Source organism: Martelella sp. (assembly GCF_984369615.1).
The window spans coordinates 1-23,806 of the sequence record NZ_CFHTCS010000008.1; the positions used below are offsets into that span (position 1 = coordinate 1).

At 62.4% G+C, this 23,806-nt stretch carries 23 protein-coding genes; 12 read left to right on the forward strand and 11 right to left on the reverse strand.

Features of this window, described 5'->3' with window-relative positions:
- Positions 1-80: 80 nt before the first annotated feature.
- The 3 genes from rfbC to AC5DC2_RS01575 all read right to left on the reverse strand — a co-directional run bounded on the left by rfbC (position 81) and on the right by AC5DC2_RS01575 (position 2,900).
- The gene (gene rfbC, locus AC5DC2_RS01565; RefSeq protein ID WP_491697250.1) at positions 81-638 is read right to left on the reverse strand and encodes a dTDP-4-dehydrorhamnose 3,5-epimerase; all 558 of its coding nucleotides are present in this window, start codon (positions 636-638) and stop codon (positions 81-83) included.
- A gap of 477 nt (positions 639-1,115) precedes the next feature.
- Positions 1,116-1,607, reverse strand: a complete 492-nt coding sequence (locus AC5DC2_RS01570; protein WP_024708683.1) for a bacterioferritin — start codon at positions 1,605-1,607, stop codon at positions 1,116-1,118.
- Positions 1,608-1,754: 147 nt separating this feature from the next.
- Positions 1,755-2,900, reverse strand: coding sequence for an NAD(P)/FAD-dependent oxidoreductase (locus AC5DC2_RS01575; protein WP_491697251.1), 1,146 nt, complete (start codon positions 2,898-2,900; stop codon positions 1,755-1,757).
- Positions 2,901-3,189: 289 nt separating this feature from the next.
- Between AC5DC2_RS01575 and AC5DC2_RS01580 the strand changes: the two genes are divergently transcribed.
- The 7 genes from AC5DC2_RS01580 to AC5DC2_RS01610 all read left to right on the forward strand — a co-directional run bounded on the left by AC5DC2_RS01580 (position 3,190) and on the right by AC5DC2_RS01610 (position 10,236).
- Positions 3,190-4,110, forward strand: coding sequence for a metal ABC transporter substrate-binding protein (locus AC5DC2_RS01580; protein ID WP_491697252.1), 921 nt, complete (start codon positions 3,190-3,192; stop codon positions 4,108-4,110).
- Between the two features lie 127 nt (positions 4,111-4,237).
- On the forward strand, positions 4,238-5,146 hold the full coding sequence (locus AC5DC2_RS01585) for a manganese/iron ABC transporter ATP-binding protein (protein WP_491697253.1): 909 nt from the start codon (positions 4,238-4,240) through the stop codon (positions 5,144-5,146).
- Positions 5,143-6,003, forward strand: a complete 861-nt coding sequence (locus AC5DC2_RS01590; RefSeq protein WP_024708679.1) for a metal ABC transporter permease — start codon at positions 5,143-5,145, stop codon at positions 6,001-6,003. The genes AC5DC2_RS01585 and AC5DC2_RS01590 overlap by 4 nt, the downstream gene beginning before the upstream one ends.
- Positions 6,000-6,857, forward strand: coding sequence for a metal ABC transporter permease (locus AC5DC2_RS01595; RefSeq protein ID WP_491697254.1), 858 nt, complete (start codon positions 6,000-6,002; stop codon positions 6,855-6,857). Before AC5DC2_RS01590 ends, AC5DC2_RS01595 begins: the two co-directional genes overlap by 4 nt.
- A gap of 103 nt (positions 6,858-6,960) precedes the next feature.
- On the forward strand, positions 6,961-7,362 hold the full coding sequence (locus tag AC5DC2_RS01600) for a Fur family transcriptional regulator (protein ID WP_024708677.1): 402 nt from the start codon (positions 6,961-6,963) through the stop codon (positions 7,360-7,362).
- A gap of 164 nt (positions 7,363-7,526) precedes the next feature.
- Positions 7,527-8,621, forward strand: coding sequence for a 5-methyltetrahydropteroyltriglutamate--homocysteine S-methyltransferase (locus AC5DC2_RS01605; protein ID WP_491697255.1), 1,095 nt, complete (start codon positions 7,527-7,529; stop codon positions 8,619-8,621).
- 112 nt (positions 8,622-8,733) lie between these two features.
- On the forward strand, positions 8,734-10,236 hold the full coding sequence (locus AC5DC2_RS01610) for an FGGY-family carbohydrate kinase (RefSeq protein ID WP_491697256.1): 1,503 nt from the start codon (positions 8,734-8,736) through the stop codon (positions 10,234-10,236).
- 111 nt (positions 10,237-10,347) lie between these two features.
- On the opposite strand, the gene AC5DC2_RS01615 is transcribed toward AC5DC2_RS01610, so the two are convergent.
- The 8 genes from AC5DC2_RS01615 to AC5DC2_RS01650 form a co-directional block, all read right to left on the reverse strand.
- Complete coding sequence (locus AC5DC2_RS01615; protein WP_491697257.1) at positions 10,348-11,169, reverse strand: GntR family transcriptional regulator; 822 nt, start codon at positions 11,167-11,169, stop codon at positions 10,348-10,350.
- Between the two features lie 63 nt (positions 11,170-11,232).
- Positions 11,233-11,997, reverse strand: a complete 765-nt coding sequence (locus AC5DC2_RS01620; protein WP_051424084.1) for a creatininase family protein — start codon at positions 11,995-11,997, stop codon at positions 11,233-11,235.
- Between the two features lie 8 nt (positions 11,998-12,005).
- Positions 12,006-12,980, reverse strand: a complete 975-nt coding sequence (locus AC5DC2_RS01625; protein ID WP_491697258.1) for a phosphotriesterase family protein — start codon at positions 12,978-12,980, stop codon at positions 12,006-12,008.
- 2 nt (positions 12,981-12,982) lie between these two features.
- Complete coding sequence (locus tag AC5DC2_RS01630; protein WP_024708671.1) at positions 12,983-13,936, reverse strand: ABC transporter permease; 954 nt, start codon at positions 13,934-13,936, stop codon at positions 12,983-12,985.
- 1 nt (position 13,937) lies between these two features.
- Positions 13,938-14,870: an ABC transporter permease gene (locus tag AC5DC2_RS01635; RefSeq protein WP_491697259.1), complete on the reverse strand. Its 933-nt coding sequence runs from the start codon at positions 14,868-14,870 to the stop codon at positions 13,938-13,940.
- Positions 14,863-16,419: a sugar ABC transporter ATP-binding protein gene (locus tag AC5DC2_RS01640; RefSeq protein ID WP_491697260.1), complete on the reverse strand. Its 1,557-nt coding sequence runs from the start codon at positions 16,417-16,419 to the stop codon at positions 14,863-14,865. The genes AC5DC2_RS01635 and AC5DC2_RS01640 overlap by 8 nt, the downstream gene beginning before the upstream one ends.
- 130 nt (positions 16,420-16,549) lie before the next feature.
- Positions 16,550-17,545: an ABC transporter substrate-binding protein gene (locus AC5DC2_RS01645; protein ID WP_491697261.1), complete on the reverse strand. Its 996-nt coding sequence runs from the start codon at positions 17,543-17,545 to the stop codon at positions 16,550-16,552.
- A gap of 122 nt (positions 17,546-17,667) precedes the next feature.
- Positions 17,668-18,858 (reverse strand): hypothetical protein, encoded by a 1,191-nt coding sequence (locus tag AC5DC2_RS01650; protein WP_491697262.1) that lies wholly within the window; start codon positions 18,856-18,858, stop codon positions 17,668-17,670.
- Positions 18,859-19,080: 222 nt separating this feature from the next.
- Between AC5DC2_RS01650 and AC5DC2_RS01655 the strand changes: the two genes are divergently transcribed.
- Genes AC5DC2_RS01655 through AC5DC2_RS01675 form a run of 5 tightly spaced genes read left to right on the forward strand, consistent with a single transcriptional unit; the run spans position 19,081 to position 23,792 of the window.
- On the forward strand, positions 19,081-20,118 hold the full coding sequence (locus AC5DC2_RS01655; protein WP_491697263.1) for an ABC transporter substrate-binding protein: 1,038 nt from the start codon (positions 19,081-19,083) through the stop codon (positions 20,116-20,118).
- An 11-nt stretch (positions 20,119-20,129) separates the two neighbouring features.
- Positions 20,130-20,990, forward strand: a complete 861-nt coding sequence (locus AC5DC2_RS01660; RefSeq protein WP_491697264.1) for an ABC transporter permease — start codon at positions 20,130-20,132, stop codon at positions 20,988-20,990.
- Positions 20,987-21,778 carry an ABC transporter permease gene (locus AC5DC2_RS01665; protein ID WP_200335939.1) on the forward strand — a complete coding sequence of 264 codons (792 nt, stop codon included), beginning with the start codon at positions 20,987-20,989 and terminating at the stop codon, positions 21,776-21,778. Before AC5DC2_RS01660 ends, AC5DC2_RS01665 begins: the two co-directional genes overlap by 4 nt.
- A gap of 8 nt (positions 21,779-21,786) precedes the next feature.
- Entirely contained in the window at positions 21,787-22,863 is a 1,077-nt protein-coding gene (locus tag AC5DC2_RS01670; protein ID WP_491697265.1) for an ABC transporter ATP-binding protein, read from the forward strand.
- On the forward strand, positions 22,860-23,792 hold the full coding sequence (locus tag AC5DC2_RS01675) for an N-carbamoyl-D-amino-acid hydrolase (RefSeq protein WP_024708662.1): 933 nt from the start codon (positions 22,860-22,862) through the stop codon (positions 23,790-23,792). The genes AC5DC2_RS01670 and AC5DC2_RS01675 overlap by 4 nt, the downstream gene beginning before the upstream one ends.
- The last annotated feature ends 14 nt before the right edge of the window (positions 23,793-23,806 follow it).

Sequence of the window (23,806 nt, forward strand, 5' to 3'; positions counted from 1 at the left end):
CCGCGGGAAACGGCAAGACGCACGGCCGCGGATCCGATGAAACCGGCGCCGCCGGTAACGAGCAATTTCATAGCGAAGCCTCAATAGCTGAAGGGGCTCTGGAAGTCAGTGAAGGACCGGGCATCCCTGTCCTTTGCCGAAACGGTGAATTGAACACCGGAGAGCGGCCATTCAATGCCGATATCCGGGTCATCGAAACGGACCGATCCGTCGCATTCCGGGGCATAATAGTCGGAACATTTGTAGATGATCTCGCTGTCGGGCTCGAGCGTCATGAAACCGTGCAGAAAGCCCTCCGGGATCATCAGTTGCCTGCCGTTTTCGAAGGAGAGTTCGAGGCCGTACCATTGGCCGAAGGTCGGCGATCCCTCGCGGACATCGACGGCGACATCGAAAATGCGTCCGCGTCCGCAGCGGACCAGCTTGGCCTGCGCATGCGGCGGCGACTGGTAGTGCAATCCTCTCACCGTGCCAACCGCACGCGACAGGGAATGATTGTCCTGCACGAAATCGATCTCGATCCCCAGACCGGACAGGACCTTCCTGTTCCAGCTCTCGGAAAAAAACCCGCGCTCGTCTCCGAACCGCTTGGGCGTCAGAATAACGAGGCCGGGAATATGCGTTTTCACAATATCCATTTCAAAATACGCTCTTAAACGTTCGAGTCTGCTCCGGACGATCAGGCTGCCCGACAAGGCAGGACAGTCGATCTCAACGGTATTACGGCAAATCGCCGCAATGTCAAAAGCGTATAAGGCCGGGATCGCCGCCCATCGTCGAGACGGCCTACCAGCTTTACGCCCGGATTCTGAGCAGAAGACGGATGCCGAGTAGCGGGATATTTGTGCAGGGAGACCAAACTAGCCGGCCAGGCAGCCCCGAGAGCCCGGGTGAGCGAAGGTCTGGTTGCGGTTTGAGGGTCAGCATTGAGGTGTCGCGGCGCAAGCTGTGTCCCCGACGCTGGCCGGGGGCATCAGGCCCGTCAGACCCGCAGACCTCTATCCAGATACCGGCAACAAACGGCAGCGCAAAGCCGGAAGGGCAGAACAGCCGCGATGGCCAGCGCTGCCGGCGTTTGTCCCGCGCTCAACCGATAGCGCGACGCCGGGCCTTTTTCAGCCCTCGTCTTCCTCGTCGTCAGCGAAGGAAACCAGCTTGGAACTATAGGTCTTTTCTCCGAGACGGTCGATCAGGTCGAGCTGGAGCTCAAGCCAGTCCTTGTGGCCTTCCTCGTCGAGCACGATCTTCTCGAACAGCATCCGCGTGCCGATATCGCCAAGCTCCGCGGCATGCAGCGCCGCCTCGGTATAGACGGCGATCGCCTCTTCCTCGTCGGCCTTGTCGGCCTTGAACATCTCGGGCAGGCTTTCGGCCTTCTGCGGCGGCTTGTCGAAGGCAATCTTCGGCGAAGCCTTGAGGAAGAACAGCCGCTCGATGAACTGGTCGGAATGCCCGAGTTCCTCCGCCATTTCCGCGCGCATCTTCGCCGCCATTTTCGTCAGGCCCCAATCTTCGAGCGTGTGCGCGTGCAGCTGATACTGGTGGGCAGCACTCATCTCCATGTTTACCGCGCGCTGGAGATATTCGATTAATTTGGTATTTTTCATCGCTGTCATCCTTTCCTGATTGGCGGTCCACGGTGGTCGCCGCCCGCCACAGGGTGCGTAGCGGCAAGTGCCCGTTGGACCGAACGTTAAGACACATATGGCCTTGCCGAACGCTCCGGCAAGGGGCCGGCGTCAGGCGCGACAGCCTCAGCGCTGCGGCGAGGCGTCGCGAAAGGCCTTGAGGTAATGCCGTTCGAAATAGCGCTTCAGCCAGTGGAAGATCCGGCTCTTCGGCAGGACGATGTTGTGCTTCTGATTGCGGAAGACGAGCATGCCGGCGTCCAGCGTATCGACGATACAGATGAGTTCCGGCTTGAAGGCGCGGCGCGGCGCCTCGCCCTTCAGCGCGCAGGCGATGTTTTCCGCAGCCGCCACGCCCTGCAGGTCCGCCTGATGAGCCTGTTTCGGCATCCATTCCGGACCGGGAAAGGAGCCGCTGTCGCCGACGACCCAGAGGCCTTCGCGACCTGAGACGCGGCACATCTCGTCGGCCGCGATCATGCCGCCGGGCGAAAGCGGCAGATCGGTGTTTTCGAGCCAGGCCGGGCCGGTCAGTCCCGGCATGAACACGATCAGGTCGCCGGCAAAGGCGCCGCCTTCGGTCACCACCTGGTCCTCCTCGAACCGGGCCATCTTGTGTCCGAGACGGGTCTCGATATCGCGCCGCTTCATCTCCTTCAGGAGGCCGTCGACGGCCTTGTCGCCAAGCCTCTGGCCCGGCCTGTCGGAGGGATTGAAGAAGACAAGGCGGAACCTGTCGCGCCGCTTCTGTTTCCTGAGCAGGGTGTCGATGATGAACAGGAACTCGAACATCGGCCCGCCGCGCACCGCGCCCTGCTCCTTCGGGTTGGACGCAAAACCGACGGCGATCGTGCCGCCCTCCAGCGCCTCCAGCCGCCGGGCGATCTCCTCACCCACGGCGATCCCCTCGCAGGGCACCAGGGCATGTTCTATGCCGGGAAGTCTTCTGATGAAACGCGCGCCGGAAGCGATCACCAGATGGTCGGCCCGGTAGGTGCCGTTGTCAGTCAGGACCGTGCGTCCGTCCTCGCCAAGACCGGTGACGCTGGCGGGCACATAGTCGATGCGATACCGGTCGAAGAAGCCTGCAAGCGGCACTTTCAGCTTTTCGCCCTGCCGCAAGTGCGCCGGCAGCCAGATGGTGCTCGGAAGGTAATGGAGCGCGTCGCGCGGCGAGATCATCCTGATCGTCACCGCACTGTCGCGCCTGCGCAACTCCCGCGCGGTGGTGAGAGCCGCAAACCCTGTTCCGATGATGGTCACATTGGTCATATCGATACGCCTGTAATCTGTGTTTCTTCATATATACGCATATATACCATAATGGCAAATGAATTTTCAGGCGCGTTCGGGCCGGTGACCTTTGGGACCGACAAAAGGATCAGCCGGACACGTTGAACGAGGCCCGGGACAGAGCCGGGTCATGTCACGGTGCATCAGGGGCCCGCCGAACCGTAAACCGGACTCTTTTGCGAATTTTATTGCAAATAATTCTCAATTACATTATGAACGAGGCTTGCTGGTCATTGCTTCTAAAATTCATTTGCAACGGGAGAGAAAGATGTTCGATACGACCCGGCGGTCGATACTGACCGCCATGGCAATTCTGGCAGTCACAGCGGCAACGGCCGTCATGCCGGCGGCGGCGGCCGAAGACGGCAAGTTCAAGGCCGTGACCACTTTTACGGTGATCGCCGATATCGCCCGCAATGTCGCCGGCAACGCGGCGATCGTCGAATCGATCACCAAGCCGGGCGCGGAGATCCACAACTACGCTCCCACGCCGCGCGATATCCTTCGGGCGCAGGGCGCCGACCTTATTCTGTGGAACGGTCTCAACCTCGAACTCTGGTTCGAGAAATTCTTCCAGAACCTCGACGATGTGCCGAGCGTCATCGTCTCCGAGGGCGTGGAGCCGATGAGCATTGCCGACGGCCCCTATGAAGGCAAGCCCAATCCGCATGCCTGGATGTCGCCGACTTCGGCCCTGATCTATGTCGACAATATCCGCGACGCGTTCGTGGAGTATGATCCGGACAATGCGGACGCCTATGCCGCCAATGCCGAGGCCTACAAGGAGAAGATCCGCGCCGTCGTCGACCCGATCCAGGCGGAAATCGATGCCGTTCCGGAGGACAAGCGCTGGCTCGTCTCCAGCGAAGGCGCATTCTCCTATCTTGCCCGCGATTTCGGCCTGAAGGAGCTCTACCTCTGGCCGATCAATGCCGACCAGCAGGGCACGCCGCAGCAGGTTCGCCACGTCATCGACGTCGTGCGCGAGAATGATATCCCGGTGGTCTTCTCCGAAAGCACGATCTCGCCCGCGCCGGCCCAGCAGGTCGCCCGCGAGACCGGCGCCGAATATGGCGGCGTTCTCTATGTGGATTCGCTGAGCGACCCGGATGGCCCGGTCCCGACCTATATCGACCTTCTGAAGGTGACGTCGGACCGCATCGCCAAGGGACTTTCGGCCCATTCGTAGTCCATGGGGCGGTCTGGCCGCGCGCCATGCCTTTCCTTGTCGGGCCCCTGCCCTATCCTTGACAGCAATTGCAACGCCGCGCCTTATGCGGCGCTGCCGCGCATTCTAACCCAAAGGTATTGTCGGAATGAACAATCTTGCGGACCGGCGCCCCGACCAGACGGGGAAGGACCACGGAACCGGTATTGCCGTCAGCCATGCGACCGTGACCTATCGCAACGGCCATACGGCGCTGACCGACGCCACCTTCGCCATACCCTCCGGCACGATCGCCGCCCTTGTCGGGGTCAACGGCGCAGGCAAATCCACCCTCTTCAAGGCGATCATGGGCTTCGTCCGGCTGGCGAAGGGCGATATCTCCGTTCTCGGCATGCCCGTCAACGCGGCGCTGAAGAAGAACCTCGTGGCCTATGTTCCGCAGTCGGAGGAGGTTGACTGGAATTTCCCGGTTCTCGTTGAAGACGTGGTGATGATGGGCCGCTACGGCCATATGGGCCCGTTGCGACGTGCGAAGAAGGCCGATCACGAGGCCGTCGACAAGGCCCTCGCCCGCGTCAATATGAGCGAATTCCGCCACCGCCAGATCGGCGAGCTTTCCGGCGGGCAGAAGAAGCGCGTGTTCCTGGCCCGCGCGCTGGCGCAGGACGGCTGGGTCATCCTCCTCGACGAACCCTTCACCGGCGTCGACGTCAAGACCGAGGACCAGATCATCAGGCTTCTGCGGGACCTGCGCGACGAGGGCCGGGTGATGCTGGTGTCGACCCACAACCTCGGTTCCGTGCCGGAATTCTGCGACCAGACGGTGCTGGTCAAGGGCACCGTGCTCGCCTATGGCCCGACGGAGACAACCTTCACCGAGGCCAATCTGGAACAGGCCTTCGGCGGGGTGCTGCGTCACTTCATGCTCCACAACGGCGCGAAGCACGAACAGCCGAACCCCGTCGGCATCTTCTCCGACGATGAACGACCGCTGATCTTTCGCGACGGCATCGCGCAAAAGCGGGACGAGGATGAGAAAGCGGAGGGCAGGCGATGACGTCCGTAGTCCTCGAACCCTTCAGCTATGCCTACATGACCAATGCCATGTGGGTCTCCGCGCTCGTCGGCGGGGTCTGCGCCTTTCTCTCCTGCTTCCTGATGCTGAAAGGCTGGTCGCTGATCGGCGATGCGCTTTCCCATTCGATCGTGCCGGGCGTTGCCGGCGCCTTCATGCTTGGCCTGCCCTTTTCGGTCGGCGCCTTCTTCTCCGGCGGGCTGGCAGCGGCCGCGATGCTGTTTCTCAACCAGCGCACAAAGCTGAAGGAGGATGCGATCATCGGCCTGATCTTCTCCTCCTTCTTCGGCCTCGGCCTGTTCATGGCCTCGGTCTCTCCGACATCGGTCAACATCCAGACCATCGTGCTCGGCAATATCCTGGCGATCACGCCGGAAGACACGCTGCAGCTGGCTATCATCGGCTTCGTGTCGCTGGCCATTCTTCTCGCCAAATGGAAGGACATGATGGTCACCTTCTTTGACGAGAACCATGCGCGCTCCATCGGCCTGAGGCCGGGCCTGCTGAAGGCCGTCTTCTTCACGCTTCTCGCCGCCTCCACCGTTGCGGCGCTGCAGACCGTCGGCGCCTTTCTGGTGATCTGTATGGTCGTCACCCCCGGCGCCACGGCCTATCTCCTGACCGACCGCTTTCCCCGTCTTCTGGTTCTCGCCGTTCTCATCGGCACGCTGACCAGCTTTTTCGGAGCCTATGCGAGCTATTTCCTCGACGGCGCGACCGGCGGCATCATCGTGGTCCTGCAGACGGCGATTTTCCTTCTCGCCTTCTTCCTGGCGCCCAAACACGGCCTGCGGGCTGCAAGACGGCGCGCCAGACAGGCCCTGGAGGCAGGCCGATGACCATCGTCGACACGCTCCTCATGCCGTTCCAGTTCTCCTTCATGGTCCGCGCCCTGATCATCTCGATGACGGTCGCCGTGCCCATGGCGCTGCTCTCCTGCTTTCTCGTGCTCAAGGGCTGGTCGCTGATGGGCGACGCGATCTCGCACGCCGTCTTTCCCGGCGTCGTCATCGCCTATATCATCGGCTTTCCATACGCGATCGGGGCGTTTGCGGCGGGCATGGCCTGCGCGCTCGCCACCGGCTACCTCAGCGAAAACAGCCGGATCAAGCAGGACACGATCATGGGCATCGTCTTTGCCGGCATGTTCGGCCTCGGCCTCGTCATGTATGTGAAGATCCAGTCCTCGGTCCATCTCGACCATATCCTGTTCGGCGACATGCTGGGCGTGTCGTTGGCCGATATCGCCGAAACGGCGGCGATTTCCGTTCTCGTCGCCGCCGTGCTCGCCGTCAAGTGGAAGGACTTTCTGCTCCACGCCTTCGATCCAGCCCAGGCGCGCGCCGTCGGGCTGCGCGTCAATCTCCTGCATTACGGCCTGCTCTGCATGATCTCGCTCACCGTGGTGGCGGCGCTGAAGGCCGTCGGCATCATTCTCGCCATCGCCATGATGATCGCGCCGGGCGCCATCGCCTTTCTGCTGACGCGGAACTTCTCGGCCATGCTGCTCCTGTCGGTCATCATCGCCGTCGCCTCCTCCTTTCTTGGCATCTACCTGTCCTTCTTCATCGACAGTTCGCCGGCGCCGACGATCGTGCTTCTGCTGTCCGCCGTCTTTGTCGCCGTGTTCATATATTCAACCCGGAAGGCGGCGCGGACGGAAGCCTGGCAAAAGCAGCCGCCGGCGCAATAGGCTCGACGACATTGCAATTGCGACGCAACTGGCTTAGTTGCGAAAGCCGGCGCTCGCTCGAAAGGCGCGGCGCCGGCCCGCAGGCAATGGAAGAGAGGATCGAATGGACATCGAAGCCCTGTGCGCCGAAAACGGCCTTCGCCTGACCAAGCCGCGCCGGGTCATTCTGCAGGTGCTCGCAAGCATGGATGATCACCCCGACGCCGCCGAACTGCACCGGCGCGTGATCGAGATCGATCCGGGAATTGCGCTCGCGACCGTCTATCGCACGCTCAGGCTGCTTGAAGAAAAGGGCATTCTGGAAAAGCACAGGTTCGGCGACGGTCCCGCCCGCTTCGAAAGCGCGGACCATCCGCACCACGACCATCTGATCAATATCGACACCGGAGAGGTCATCGAATTCCGCTCCGACGAGATCGAGCGGCTTCAGGAAGAAATCGCGAAGAAACACGGCTTCTCCATCGTCAGCCATAAACTCGAGATCTACGTCAAGCGCCGTCGATAGGCTCTCTCATCCGGGCCGTTCCCGCGACCGGGATGGCAGGCGTCTGCGAGCCACGTCACGCCGGCGGGATGTATACATTTCATCGAAACATGACGAAATGACATTTCCCATTTCCGACCAATGACCGTATGACATCTATATCGCAACGCAACCCAGGTCGCTCCATGCCCACACCGCCTTTCCGCGCCGATCATGTCGGCAGTCTTCTCCGCCCCCGCTCCGTTGCGGAGGCGCGCAATGCCCATGTTCCCGCCGAAGAACGCCGCGCCATCGAAGATGCGGCGATCCCGGCGCTGATCAGGATGCAGGAGGATGTGGGTCTGAAGGTCGTCACCGACGGCGAGGCGCGCCGCGCCTTCTGGCACTTCGATTTCATGGGCATGCTTGATGGCATGGAGATGCAGACGCGCGAGGAAGGCGTTCAGTTTCACGGCACCAAAATCCCGCCGGTCCGCCCGGTGATCAACGGCAAGCTCGGGTTCCCCGCCGATCACCCCATGCTGGAGCACTTCACCTTCGTGAAGGACCACACGACCGTCTGCCCGAAGATCTCGATCCCCGGACCGTCCTGCGTCCATTTCCGCACCGATCCGGCCAACGTGATGCCTGCCGCGTACAAGGATCCGGACGTCCTCTTCGCCGACATTGCGGCGACCTACAAGCAGGCCGTCGACGCCTATTATGCCATCGGCTGCCGCTACCTGCAGCTCGACGACATCTTCTTCGCCTATCTCGGCGATCCCGAGCAGCGCGCCGAGCGCAAGGCCATGGGCCAGGATCCGGACTGGCTGATCGACCGCTATGCGTGGATGCTGAACGAGGCGATCAAGGACCGCCCGGCCGACATGCTGATCGGCATGCATATGTGCCGCGGCAATTTCCGCTCCACCTATGCCGCATCCGGCGGGTACGACGCAGCGGCGGACGCGATCTTCAACAAGACCGGCGTCGACATCTATTTCATGGAATATGACACCGACCGCGCCGGCGGCCTCGAGCCGCTGAAGCTTCTGCCCAAGGGAAAGAAGCGCGTCATGGCCGGCTTCATCACCACCAAGACGCCTGAACTGGAAAGCATGGACTGGATTCGCAGCCAGTTCGACAAGGCCGCCGAATATGTCGACATGGACCAGCTCGGCATCGCGCCCCAATGCGGCTTCGCCTCCACCGAACACGGCAATGCGCTGACCGAGGACGACCAGCGCCGCAAGCTCGAACTCGTCGTCAAGGTGGCCGAGGATCTCTGGGGCGAGGCCTGAGACGGCCACGACGCTCGCCGCGCGGCCCCTCGGGCCGTCCGGCCGGGACCGGGCGGGTCAGGCCGGCCATATTTGACTTGACTACACTTATAGACAAGCCATAGTGGCCGGCATGTATCTTGGAATTGACATCGGCACCTCGGTCATCAAGGCCGCGCTCTTTAACCGCAAAGGGCATCAGCAGGCCGAGGCAAGCGAACGCATGTCGCTGCTCGAGGCCCCCATCGGCTGGTCGGAACTCGACGGCGAGGCGACCTGGGAGACCGCGGCGCGGGTGATTCGCAGCCTTCTGCGCGAAGCCGCCGCCGCACCGTCTTCGATCAGGTCGATCGGCATCACCGGCGTCATGGTCGGGGTCTGGGCGCTCGATGAGAATGATCGCCTTCTGCGCCCGCCAATCCTGTGGAACGATGCCCGCGCGCGGCACCTCGTTGACAGGCTTCAAGCCGCAAAGCCGGGCCTGATCTCCGCCGTCTTCGCCCATTCCGGCTCGGTGATGCAGCTTGGCTGCACGCTGCCGGTGATGGCCTGGCTCGCCGAACATGAACCGGATGTGCTGGCAAAGGCCCGCCATATCCTGACGGCCAAGGATTTTATCCGCTTCCGGCTGACCGGCGCGATCGCCACCGATGAATCGGAAGCCGCCATGGCCCCCGGTTCGGCGGTGACGCGCGATTTTCATCCCGAACAGGCCGCGCTTCTCGGCATCGAGGATCATGTCCATCTGCTTTCGCCGGTCGCCCGCGGAGAGGCGCTGGCGGGCACGGTGACCGAGGCTGCAGCACAGGCAACCGGGCTGAAGGCCGGAACGCCCGTTGCCGTCGGCACCGGCGACACCAGCGCCTGCGTGCTCGGCGCCGGCGCCCACAAGCCGGGCCAGGCCGTCACCGTGCTTGGCACGCCCTGCCTCAACGGCGTCATCTTCGACCACGCCGTCTATGAGCCACGCGATCTCGGGCTCTTGTTCATCGTTCCGGGAAAGCGCTGGATGAAGTCGATGGTCAATGTCGCCGGCACGACGGTGCTCGACTGGGCGCTCGAAACGCTCTGCCCGGATATTCTCGCGGGCGAGGCTCCCTATGAAACCCTTGGCGCACTCGCCGAGCAAAGCCCGGCGGGCGCGAACGGCGTCTCCTTCATCCCCTATCTCTCGGCTTCCGGCGTCATCGCGCCGCGTATCGAGCCGAAGGCCCGCGCCGGCTTCCATGGCCTTGCCCCGCATCACCGCCGCGCCGACATGGTCCGCGCCGTCTATGAGGGACTGGCCTATGCGATCCGGGATTGCTTCGAGGCGATCGGCGGCGTCAAATCCTCCATTCGGCTTGTCGGCGGCGGCGCGCGCAGCCCGTTCTGGTCGCAGATGATTGCCGACGTCACCGGCGCTCCGGTCGAAGTGCCGGAAGGCACGCAATTCGGCGCCAAGGGTGCTGCGCTCTGCGCGGCCGTTGCCCTTGGCGACTATGCCTCCCTGGACGAGGCCTGTGAAACGACGTTCGCGCTCAAGGCCCGCTTTGCGCCGTCTGCGGAAACCAGATCGGCCTATGATGCCGGCTTTGCCCGGTTCAAGGCCGGCAGCGAGGCCGCACTCGGCGCGCTGAGGGCGGTCGCCGACTGATCGAAACCTCTAGATCATCGGGCGGTTAATCTGAACCGTCCGATGATCCATCCCTTTGTTCAGGCGCATCGGGTTATCGAAAAACCGGTAACCACTTTTTCGTCCGACTCTCTAGTCTTCGCCGTCTCGCCGAAAATCGCCGAAGCCGATCGTATAGGTCCACTCCTTGGCGGCAGGACTGCGGTTGTCCGGCTCGGCGGCCGGAAAACCGACATTGCGGATGGAAATGTCGAGCGGCACGGGCAGCATGACGATGCGTGACACTTCGAGCGGCGCCCCCGTCTGGTCGCGTCCTTCCCTGACGGCAAGAAACACAGGCGCGCCTTCTTCCAGCTTCAGAAGCGAAGCAATCTCGGCATCGGCTGCGACGGGCATGTACTTGTCGTCGGCGAAGACGACCGTGCGGCCGAATTTCTCACGCAACACCCTGTAGAGCGAACCGGACAGCGCGGAGAGTTCGACGCCTTCCAGAAGGCCGAGATTGAGGCTGGTGGAAACCACAGCAAGCGGCTTGCCGCCGGTAACCGCCAGCCGCTTGTGGCGATAGACCATGGCATCGCCGGCGAGCCCGAAGAAGCGCCTTTCCTGCTCGCCCGCCGCGACCGGCCCGCTTTCCAGCACCGAATAATCCGGCTTCAGCCCCTGGCCGACAAGGCTTTCGGTGATCGAGGCAATGGCGTGATAGCGCTTTTCGACGCCCTTGCGGTTGATGAAGGTGCCCATGCCGTGCTGGCGCACGAGCAGGCCCTCGCGCACCAGGATTTCCAGCGCCTGCTGGATTGTCCGGCGGCTGACCTGCCACTGCGCGGCAAGCTTCAGTTCGCCGTCGATCTTGTCATCGTAATAGCCTGAGACGATCCGGGCTCTCAGCGTTTCGGCAATCTGGATATAGACCGGGCGATGGTCCTTCGCCACGGGGGCATCTGCGCGCAAGAGCGGCTCCTGAAAAAGCGTCTATTTCATGCTTTGGCGCAGTTCCGGAGAAATCCGGCGCTCTCAGGAACTGCCGTCGAACTGCCTAGCATAAAGGACGGCTATCTGCTTTGCCATATTGGCGAGGACAGCCTTCAGGATTTTTTCGCCCTTTTCCGCGGTCGCGGCACGGGCATCGCCGAGAACCGGGCTTTTGGAAAAATCGGTCCAGCGATAGGCGACCGTCGCGAAATCCTCCGGAAATTCCGGATAGTTTTCAATGGCTTTATCCATATCGACGGAATCGGGCGCCAGATGCAGCACGTAGGACGTCTCGATCTCGCAGGCATGCATGTAGGAGGCGTGGGCTTCGCGTTTCTCGCGCACCGCCTCGATCACCGGACCGGCGCCGGGATAGAAGAAATTCGCCAGCATGATGCCCTTCTCCCTCAGCCGCCGCTGCGCATCGCGAATGGCAACGGCGTTGCCAAGATGCGCGTTGACGACGACCACGGTGCGGATGCCCTTGCCCGCGGCGCTTTCGGCAATCTCGGTGATGGTATTGCTGACGGTTTCGTTGCTGACGCCGAAAGACCCCGCGGCCTCGGCAAGCGACCAGACCTGACCGAAAGGCAGCACCGGCAGCCTGAGCACCGGCGTTTCGCCGTCAATCGTCTTGACCAGTTCCTCGACCAGCCTTGCCGCCAGAATATTATCGGTGCCCGCCGGCAGGTGGTCGCCATGGCTTTCCACCGCGCCGATGGGCAGAAGAAGCACCGGAATTTTGGCCAGCGCCGCTTCCATGTCGCTGTCGTTCAGTCGCGAGATATCGGTCTTATCATATGCCAAGGGGATGCTCACTGCTTGAAGACAAAGGCGCGCTGCGGGTTCTTGACGAAGAATTTGTCAAACAGCGCCTTGCCGTCGAACCCGGCGTCGCCGGCCTGCTCCATGAAACGCGGAGCCCAGCTGCCGAGGATATAACCGAGTCCGAGGCCGCCCTCGCCGTAATTGCGGTACATGGTGCGCCGGGCGATATCGCCGCCGACGACGATCTGGTCTTCGTGACCATGACGGACGAGATTGAGGATGCAGTCGATCAGCACGCTTTCGGGGTGGTACTTGATCCGGCTGATGCCGTCGAAGCACATGAACAGGCCTGTTTCAGCCGCCTTCAGATGCAGCCAGTGGTCCGGATTGCGGTCGACATGGGCCATGGTGAGCCGGGTCGGATCGACGCCTTCCTGCTTCAGGATGGCAAGCTGTTCGAGGATCAGCGTGCCGAGTTCGGTATGGGAATGCAGCGGGCAGCCGGTCTCCTTGTGGGCGTCCAGAACGGCGCGGGTGACCTTGTCCTCGGACTCCGAGATCGTGTTGTAGCCGGTTCCGAACTTGGCGACGCCGCCCTTGAGGTCCGTGCCATCCATGCCGACGGTCAGTTCCCCGACCACATGGTCGCGGATTTCGGCGCGCGAATGCCCATCGATCCACTCCTGGAAAGTGCCGCCGGTACCCGGCATCTGGCCCGGCCACATGATCGCCTTGTTGAAACCGGCGGTGGCGATGATCTTGATGCCGGTGCGGTCGGAGATTTCCTTCAGTTCGGCGGGTTTGCGGCCGTAATCGATCGCGGTCGCATCATAGACGGCCTGGCCGCCTTCCGCGACGAACAGTTCGACGTCCTTGATCGAGGCTTCGATGTCATCGATCATGAAATCGTCGATCTTCTTTTCCTGCCAGAGCGGGGGAATGCAGTAGAGATGGTCATGCGAATAGGTGACGCCGAGGTCCTCCGGCGCGATATCGCCATTGAGTGTGCGAATGAATTCCATCTTCAGCGATCCTTTTTGAAGTTTGAGAGCGCAAGCGCGAGAATGATGATCGAGCCCTGGAGAACGAAGCGCGCCGCCGGCGGCAGCGACAGCACGTAGAGCAGGCTCTGAAGGAAGAAGAGGATAAGGCTGCCGGCAGCCGCCCCCAGCGGCAGGAATACGCCGCCTGTGAACAGCGCCCCGCCGATGACGGCCGCGGCGATCGAATCCACCGTATAGGTATCGGCTATGCCGATCGAGGCCATGCCGGTGATCGACGACAGCATGATGCCGCCAAGCGTCGCCATGAAGCTCGCCAGCACGAAGGAGAAAATCACCATGCGGTCGGCGGCGATGCCGTTGCGGCGCGCGGCGGCGGCATTGGCGCCGGCAAGCAGCATTTTACGGCCGGAGAGCGAGTAATGCACATAGGCAAGCAAAATCAGGCTGCAGATGAGCCACAGCACCACCGACCACGGCAGGATGCCGAACAGCCAGCCCTCCGAGATGACCCGGAAACCGGCCGGGATCGATCCGCGCGGGCTGCCGCCGGTATAGACGAGGATCGCGCCAGACAATACCAGCGAGGTGGCGAGCGTGGCGAGAAACGCCGGGATGCGCAGCACCACGACCAGCACGCCATTGGCAAGGCCGACGAGAAGACCGAAGAACACGGTGATCGCAAGCGCTGCCGCCATATTGTCCATGTTGCCGGCAAAGCTTGCGGCAAGCACGATATTGGCGAGCCCTGCCGTCGCGCCGACGGAAAGGTCGAGCCGGCCCATCATCAGGATCAGCGCCTGACCGAGCGCGATCAGCCCGAGGGGCGCGGCCTGGCGGGCATTGTCCATGATCTGCACCACCGAGACGCGCCCCGAAAACACGAAGAGCACGACAAGCAGGATTGCGAGAAGCGCCAGTGCGCGCCAAGTTGCGCCTGCGGGCCTTGCGTTGGAAAGGAAAGCCGAAACCGCCATTTCAGTTCTCCTTACCGCGCATGAAGAACACCAGCGCGACGATGAAGATCAGCCCCTTGGCGATGTTTTGCAGGCTGGTATCGAGGTCGAGCAGGTTGAACATGTTGTTGATGAGTACGAGCGAGAGGGCTGCGAAGAACACGCCGACGGCATTGCCGCGGCCGCCCTGCAGCGCCACGCCGCCAAGGATCGCCGCCGAGACGGCATCGAGCGTATAGGATTCGCCGATCAGCGGATCGCCGGAGAGGATGCGGATGGACAGCACGATACCGGCGGCCGACGCCAGCACGCCCGACAGGCCGAAGACCATGAGATCGACGCGCAACGCCGAAATGCCGTTGGCAAAGGCCGCGCGCGGATCGGAGCCGAAAGCGTAGATCGACCGGCCGAGCCGCGTCCAGTTCATGGCGATCGCGATTGCGACGAAGACGGCAAGCGAGATCACAAGCGGCGCGGAAAACAGGCGCTCGGCGCCGAAAAGCGCCTCGTAGAACGCATAGTCCACCTCGCCGCCCGGCGAGGGCAGCAGGAGCATTGTGATGCCCTTGACGATGGCCGCCGTCGCCAGCGTCATCACCAGCGGATTGATCCTGAGAAAGTTGACGCCGCAGGCCGTGAAGATTCCGCAGGCAAGGCCTGCCGCAAGCGCCAGCGGAACCGAGAGCCAGCCAAGGCTTGCCGAAGTCAGCGCCATGATCGCCGTCGCAAGGCTCATGATCGAGCCGACGGAAAGATCGATGCGGCCGGCAAACAGGACCAGCGCCTCGCCCAGCGCAACAAGCCCGAGCGGCAGAAGCCGGGTGGAAAGGTTGGTCAGATTCGAATCGCTGAAGAAATTCGGCGAGAGAAAGCCCGTCACCGCGATCAGCAGAGCCGCGAGCGCAAGCGCCGGCAGGCTGAGGAGCAGGTTGGAGCGAAGAGAACCTTCAAACAAGGGCCGCCTCCCCGTTTTCAGCACTGCCCTGTCCGTGAGACGGCAGGCCCGCGGCATAGCGCATGATCTTTTCCTCGGAGAAGTCTGGACGGGCGATCTCGCCGGTGATGCGACCTTCGTAGAGCGCCAGAATGCGATCGGAGAGGCCGATCAGTTCCATCAGATCGGAGGAGATGAGAATGACGGAGACGCCTTTTTTCGAAAGCGCGTCGACCAGATGGTAGATTTCGCTCTTCGACTGGACATCGACGCCCTTGGTCGGCTCGTAGAGCACCAGAAGCTTGGGCGTATGCGCGAGCCAGCGGGCGAAGACGACCTTCTGCTGGTTGCCGCCGGAGAGTTCGCCGACCGGCTGCTCCATATCGGTGGAGCGGATCGAGAAGCGCTCGCGCGCGCCCTCGACGAACTGCCGCTCGTAGCCGAGCGGCAGGACGCCGGCGCGCGAGCGTTCCGAGATCGCAAACAGGCTCATATTGAGGCGGATCGGCAATGACAGCGCCAGGCCCTCATGCTTGCGGTCATCGGGAATGCTGGCAATGCCGGCGCCGATGGCGGCCGCCGGCGATTTGAGCGTCGCCGCCTTGCCGTCGAGCTCCACCGCGCCGGAACGGAACGGCGCGATGCCGCACAGCGCATCCGCCAGCGGTTTCTGCCCCTGCCCTTCGAGACCGGCAATGCCGAGCACCTCGCCGCGCCGCACCGAAAAGTCGATTTCCGGCAGGTCGGCATTTGTCCCGCCAGTCACGGAAAAGCGGACCGGTAGATCGGCGAGCGCCGGGCGCTCCGGAAAGATGTTTTCCAGCTTGCGGCCGACCATGGCCTGGATCAGATCGTCCTCGGCAAAGGCGCCGCGCGCCGCTTCCAGCGTGAGCGCGCCATCCTTCAGAACCACGACGCGGTCGGCCGCCGTCATGATCTCTCCCATGCGGTGGGAGATGAAAATGACCGATGTGCCTTCCCGCTTCAGCTCGTTCATCAGCTTCAAGACGGACTGCGCCGCTTCGGCGGAAAGCGATGCCGTCGGCTCGTCAAGGATCAGCAGATCGGGCTTGGCCGCGATCGCGCGCGCTATCTCGACCAGTTGCCGTTCGGCCGCGCTCAGGCGGCGACCGAGACGCTTTCCGTCCAGGCTGAAGCCGAGAGACGCGGAAAGGTCGGCGAAATCGGCATGAAGCCGCTTCTGCCGGATCAGGCCGAGCGCATTGCGCGGCTCGCGGCGGAAGAAGGTGTTTTCGGCCACCGTCAGGTCCGGCATGATCGCCGTTTCCTGGTGCGCGATGGCGACGCCCTTCGCGGCAGCCTCAGCCGGGCTTGCCGGATGATAGCCCTCGCCGGCGAGGCGGATCTCGCCGCTGTCATAAGGAAGATTGCCGGACAGGATGTTCATGAGGGTGGACTTGCCGGCGCCGTTTTCGCCGACAAGCGCCAGAACTTCCCCCCGGCCAAGCGAGAAAGAAACGTCCTGCAGGACGGCGTTGCGCCCGAAGGACTTCGACAGACCCGTGACCGCCAGCAGAGGGGGGTGTTGTGCGGAGGTATGGCTCGTCACTGTTTCTCTCTCGCTTGCTGGAGCGCCGAGCGTCCATTCGAACGCACAAAGAACGCTCCAACTCATTGAATCCACGCATCGTGCCTTCCGAAAGTCGTTTCCGATTTTCGGGCCGATGCGCCAAGCCCGCTCAATCCTGGAAGGTTGCCCGGACCTGTTCGTCGCTGAGCCGGGTATTGGCCCAGAAGGAGTCGGAGAGGTCGTCGCGCGTGAACTCGGACAGGTTCTCCGACGTGATCATCGGCACCTCGTAGAGCTTGTTCTTTTCCACCTCTTCGCCCTGAAGCAGATCGAGCGCCACCAGAAGAGCTTCCGAACCGAGCCAGGTCGGCTTCGACGGCGCAACGGATTCAAAGCCGTCGGCCTCAAGCGCGGTCCAGCGCTTCAGGTAGCCGTTATTGTCCTCGCCGGTCATCGGCACCAGCGGGCGCTGCGCCGCCTCGAAGGCATCGATCGCGCCGAGCGTCATGCTGCCGCCCTGCGACCAGACGCCGTCGATCTCCGGATTGGCGGCGAGAAGGTTGGAAACCGCGACCTTGGCCTTGGCATAATCCCAGCCAGCGTCAACCACGCTGATGACCTCGATATCGGGATACTCGTCGAACACCGCCTTGGCGCCCTTCCAGCGGTCATCGCTGGCGGAGATGCCGGAAATGCCATTGAGCGCGATGATCCTGCCCTTGCCGTCCAGCTTGTCGGCCAGCCATTCGGCGCCGGCCTTGCCGAAATCGACGTCATCGACGGTGACCAGAGCATCATAGTCATCGCTGCGGATGGTCGAGGCGAGCAGAACGATCTTGATGTCCTGGGCTTCCGCCTTCTTCAGAACCGGAATGACGGCGGTCGGCGAGATCGGCGTGAGGATGATGGCGTCGACGCCGCGCGTGATCATGTCCTCGATGTTGGAGACCTGCTTGTCGGCCTTCAGCTCCGATTCCGTGTAGACGACATCGACCGTATCCTGATGCCGTTCGGCTTCGGCCTCGAATTCCTTCGAGAGCTGAACCGACCAGGAATTGCCGTTGAAATAATTGTCATAGCCGATGGTGAACTTATCCTCGGCCATCGCGGGAGCCGCCATGCCCGCAAGAACGGAGGCGACGAGCAGCAGTTTCTTCAGTTTCATGTTTTTCCCCTTTTTCGAGAGAACCTGTTTTGCTTATGCCCTATTGTTATCTTGTATACTCATGTAGTCAAGTTGGAATCCGTAACGCCCGGCCAATCCTTTCCGGCTCGCCGTCCAGCCCGTCACTTCGGCAGGACGTCCACGGCCCGGCGCACCCAGTCCAGTCTCTTTTCCGGGATGAGACCGTAATTGTAGAAGTTGATGCCGTCGGCGCCGGCTTCGATCGCGGCCTTGGCGCGCGCGGCAAGGGCGTCGGCCGAGGTCACTTCCGGATAGAAGACCCGGTAGCCCGCGCCGAGATACTTGTTCGGCCCCAGCGCCGCGCGGCCGGTCTTCATCAGCGCGGTCACGGCCTCCGGCTCCATGAAATAGCAGCACAGGATCGCACCGTCGCAGACACCGCCGACCGCCTGCAGATCGACGCCGCCCATCCAGCCATCGGCAAGATCGATGAGCACGATCTTGCTTTCCGGGTCGGCCGCGGCGCGGATCTCGGCGATCAAACTGGTGACGGGCTCGGAGCGCCATTCCAGAAAGGCCCTGAGAGCGGCATAGGCACTGAAGGCATCATTGCCCGCCTGGGGGAAATCCGGAAACTGTTTCGCCGGCACTTCGCGTTCGCAGATGTCCGCGATGAAGCCGCGCACCGTCTCGCGGGCTTCCTCCATCGGCACGCCGGCCAGCTTTCCGCGCGCCATGCAATGGTCGCAGAAACAGAGCGACAGCAGGAAATCATCCTCGGCATTGAGCCCGACGCCGTCCTTCTCGTGGTGGAACTCATGGGCAAAACCCATGAAATTCGGGCTTTCGAGCTCGACCATGTCGGGCTTGTAACGCGTCGTCATATCTCGAACCAGGGTGACGACGTAATCGCGCGCCGCCGGGCTCGACGGGCAGAGGTTGTAATAGTTGGGATTGCCGAAAGCATTGCGCGTCACATGATCGGGATGAAGCGTGCCGAGCCGCGTGTTGTGCAGGCACACCGTCCAGCAATTGACCTTCATGCCGTCGCCGGCATCACGCGCCGTCGTCAGCGCCTCCAGCATGTCGCCGCGCTCCGCCACATTGTCGGCCATCAGCGGACGGATCGTCTTGCCCGCCCACAGCGCCGCGTCGGGGCGAAAATAGATCGTGCCGTCCTGCGGGAAATAGGCCTTCTGCGCAGGGCTGCGCGGCTGCAGAAAGCGGCCCGCGTGATAGGACGATGCCAGAGAGACCGTATTCAGGCCCGCCCGACCCGCCAGATCGGAAAATGCCCGCTCAAGCCCCTGGTCCTGAATGTCCCAGGGATAGGTCCACATGGAAAGTTGCATTTCGCGCTCCTTGATGTTCACTTGACTGCACATGTAGTCATATTGTGGGCGAACAAGTCAACGTCGACGCCATCGCTTTGCCGGTTCTTGACAGCGGCGGGTCAGGGCAATGGCGCAGCCTACATTTTAGGCATTTTTTTTAATGCATAAAAATTGACAGGCCAACGGAATTTCTCTAACTGGAAAAAAGATTTCCTTTTCGAGATATGAGGGACCTCCCGAATGCCGCACTCCAAGTCTCTTCTCCGGGCAGGCGCGCTTGCCGCGCTGTTCTGCCTGCCTGTCTTTTCGGCCCAGGCTCAGGAAACCTTCGTCGTTTCCAACTGGGGTTATTCCAACGATTTCTATGAACCGTTCATTTTCGAGCCTTTCGAAAAGAAGCACAATGTCAGGATTGTCACGGAGACCGGCGGCGCGCCCGAGCGGCTCAACAAGGCGCGCATCCGCGGCGGCGTCGACGTCATCCTGCTGACCGACAAGTTCTCGCAGATCGGCATCAACCAAGGCGCTTTCGAGACGATCGACTCCTCCAAGCTCTCCAATTTTGATGAGCTCTACGATGCCGCCAAGAACCCGCAGGGCGAATACGGCCCGGCCTACACCTTCGGCCGCTATGGCATCGTCTACGACAAGACCCGCACCGACACGCCGATCACCTCGTGGTGCGATCTGTGGCGCGACGACTTCGCCGGCGCCATCGCCATGCCGGCCTTCAACACGACCGGCGGCCCGCTGACGGTGATGATGGCGGGCAAATGCGCCGGTTCCGACGCCTTCGAGGATCCGGATACCGCCTTCGCCAAGATGGCCGAGCTGAAGCCGAACATCGTCAAGACCTTCTCCTCGGGCTCGGAGCTCACCAATCTTCTGTCGACCGGTGAGGCCTTTATCGGTCTGGCGCAGGACTATGCCTTTCCGGCGATCCAGGCCGCCAACCCGAATATCGGCTGGGCCGAGCTTTCGGAAGGCGACTTCCGGATGATGAACACCTACAACATCCCGAAGAACGCCAAGCACAAGGAGCTGGCGCTCGCCTTCATCGATTTCTCGATCTCGATGCAGGCCCAGAAGGATGCGGCGATCGAACTGGTCAGCGGTTCCGGCCCGGTCAACAAGACCGTGGAACTGACGCCGGAGCAGGCCTCCCAGCTCGTCTATGGCGAGAAGGCCGTGCTGAGCATGCAGCCGACCCCCTACGACAAGCTGCTCGAGGTCAATGACGACTGGGAGCGCCGCTGGAACGACGTCTTCGGGCGCTGACGGAATACCAATTGACTTCCCGCGTCTCCCTCGTGCAGCGCCTCAGCGCGCTTGGCCCGTGGTTGCTGGTTCTGCCGGCAACCGCGGTTCTGCTTTTCATCCTGATCATTCCGGTCGCGGGCACGCTTGCCGAAAGCTTCTCCAATCCGGCCGGGCTGTTCGCCAACTACCGGGATTTCTTCGCCGACAGCTATAATCGCACGGTGATGATCCGCTCCTTCCGTATCGCCTTCCTGTCGACGCTGACGGCGCTCATCCTCGGCTTCGGCGGCGCCTACATGATCGCCAATGCGTCGCAAGGTCTGAAGCGCGTGCTGCTGATCCTGTCGGTGTTCCCGCTGCTGACCAGCGTGGTCGTTCGTTCCTTCTCCTTCATGGCGATCCTCGGTCGCAACGGCGTGGTCAACACCGCGCTGATGAAGCTCGGGCTGATCAGCGAGCCGATGGAAATGCTGTTCACGCAGGGCGCGGTGATTGCCGGTCTCGCCTATCTGTTCACGCCGCTGATGATCCTGTCGCTCGTCGGTGTGCTCGAGAACATCGAAGATGACCTTTATCTCGCGGCCGGCTCGCTCGGCGCCGCGCCGGTCGCCGTCTTCTTCCAGGTGACGCTGCCGCTGGCTGTCCCCGGCATGATCGTCGGCTCGGTTCTGGTGTTCACCGGGTCGCTCGCCACCTTCGTCACGCCGACGCTTCTCGGCGGCGAACCGCAGATGACGCTGGCAACGCTGCTTTACCAGAAGGCGATGATCTCCTTCGACTGGGGGGTGGCCAACACCATCGCCGCGATCATGATGGGAACCGCGATCTTCTGCGTCGTCGTGCTGGGCACCATTGCCGGCAGGATTTCGGCACGGAGGGCTGTCCATTGACCGGTCGTCGCATTCATCCGCTTTCGAAACTGTTCGGCTGGCTGGTCATCCTGTTCCTGGCGGGGCCGATCGTGATCGTCATCGGCACGTCCGTGTCCGATACGCCCTTTCTTGCCTTCCCGCCGCAGGGCTTCACGCTCAAATGGTATGCCAATGTGTTCAATCACAGCGGCTTTCTCGATACATTCATCATATCGATGCAGGTGGCCATTGGCGGCACGCTGATCGCGCTGGTCACCGGTCTCGCGGCCGCCTATGCGCTGACGCGCTACAGGATGAAGATCCCCGGCTGGTACGGCTCGGTGTTCTTCCTCCCCTTCTTCATCCCCGAAATCGTCTTCGGCTTTTCGCTGCTGAAGACGCTGATCGTCCAGTTTCAGCTGCCGATCCTGCCCTCGCTCATCCTCGGCCACGCGATCCTGTGCCTGCCCTATATGGTGCGGGTGATCGGGGCGAGCCTTGCGGGCTTCGACTTCTCGATCCAGGAGGCCGCCATCAGCCTCGGCATGCATCCGGTCAAGGCGTTCTGGACCATCGTCCTGCCCAATATCCGCTCCGGCGTGATCGCCGGCATGGTGCTCGCCTTCATCACCTCGCTGAATGATATGGCCGTGGCGCTGTTCCTGACCGGGCCTGGCATCTCGACCCTGCCGATCGAGGTCTTCACCTATGTGCAGCAGTTCTTCGATCCGACCGTCAGCGCCGTATCCGTGCTGCTGATGGGCGTCACCATTCTCGTCATGATGCTGATCGAGCGCAGCCTCGGTCTGTCGAAGACCGTTCAATAGGAGTTTTCATGGCTGAGAACGCCGTCATTCTGAACAATGTCACCGCCCATTACGGCACGACGCAGGTTCTGCACGGGCTGAACTTGTCCGTCGGCGAGGGCGAACTGGTCTCGCTTCTCGGCTCCAGCGGCTGCGGCAAGACCACCACGCTGCGGCTGCTTGCCGGCTTCCTGCAGCCGACGGGCGGGCACATCTCGGTCGCCGGGCGCGATGTCACCGGCCTGCCGCCGCACAAGCGCGATGCCGGCATCGTGTTCCAGAACTATGCACTGTTCCCGCATCTGACCGTCGCCGAAAATGTCGGCTTCGGACTGAAGCAGCGCAAGGTGGCGCCCGCCGAACGCGAGAAACGCGTGGCCGGCATGCTGGAGCGGGTCGGGCTTTCGAGCTTCGCCGACCGCCTGCCCGCCGCCCTTTCCGGCGGACAGCGCCAGCGCGTCGCCGTCGCCCGCGCGCTCGCCATCGACCCGCCGCTCCTGATGTTCGACGAGCCGCTTTCGAACCTCGATGCCAAGCTGCGCGTCGACATGCGCGTCGAAATCCGCGAGCTGCAGAAGGCCAACGGCCGCACCGCCATCTATGTGACCCACGACCAGGAAGAGGCCTTTTCCATTTCCGACCGCGTCGCGATCATGAATGCCGGCAATATCGTCCAGCTCGACACGCCGGAAGTGCTTTACACCCGCCCGGTCAACGCCTTCGTCGCCCGCTTTGTCGGCTTCGACAACCTGATCGCCATGCGCGTCATCGCCCGCAATGGCGCGATCGTGACGGCCGAGCTTGAAGGCGGCGAGCGGATCGACCTTGACGAGGCCGAGACCGGTCCGCTGCCGGAGCGCTTCGTCATCGGCGCCCGCCCGGAAGGCCTGACCCTGACGGATGCGGGCAATGCCGATGCGATTGCCGGAAAGACCCATATGCGCTCCTACCTCGGCCGCGCCTACCAGTACAAGATCGAGACCGCCACGGGCATTCTGGTCGCCAATGGCCCGCTCTCCAACCCGATCGAAGCCGAGCAGAATGTCGGTCTTGCCTTCGATTTCGCCCATTGCTGCATTCTGGACGACGAAGGGCAGAAGCCATGAGCCGGTCGATTGTCGCCGCCGCCGCCCAGATGGGGCCGATCGCCCGCTCGGACACCCGCAAGGCCGTTGTCGAGCGCCTGATCGCCCTTCTTGGCGAGGCTGCCGCCAGAGGCGCGGAGCTCGTCGTCTTTCCGGAACTGACGCTGACGACCTTCTTTCCGCGCTGGCACATGACCGACCCGGATGAAATCGACGCCTTTTACGAGACGGAGATGCCGGGGCCGGACACACGGCCTCTGTTCGAGGCGGCCAGGCGGCTGAAGATCGGGTTCTATCTGGGTTATGCGGAACTGGCGGTCGAGAACGGCGTGAAGCACCGCTATAACACGGCCATTCTCGTCGGCAGGGACGGCGAAATCGTCGGCAAATACCGCAAGATCCACCTGCCGGGATGGGACCGGCCGCAACCGGACATGGTCTCGCAGCACCTCGAAAAATACTATTTCGAGCCCGGCAATCTCGGCTTCAATGTGTTCGAGACCATGGGAACGCGCATCGGCATGGCGATCTGCAACGATCGCCGCTGGCCGGAGACCTATCGGGTGATGGCGCTGAAGGGCTCGGAGATGATCCTCGTCGGCTACAACACGCCCGACGACCATACCGGCGATTTCGATTTCGACAGCCTGACGCAGTTCCACAACCAGCTTTCCCTCCAGGCCGGCGCCTACCAGAATTCCAACTGGGTCGTTGCCACGGCAAAAGCCGGCCACGAGGAAGGCTCGAACCTGATCGGCCAGTCGATGATCGTCGCCCCGTCCGGCCAGATCGTCGCCATGGCAACCTCAACCGCCGACGAGGTGATCGTGGCGAAATGCGATCTCGACATGGCGGCCCTTTACCGCAAGACCATTTTCGATTTCGCCCGCCACCGCGAACCGGAAGCCTACCGGCTGATCGTCGAGACCAAAGGTCCGGTAACAGGCTGAACGCATGACAGATT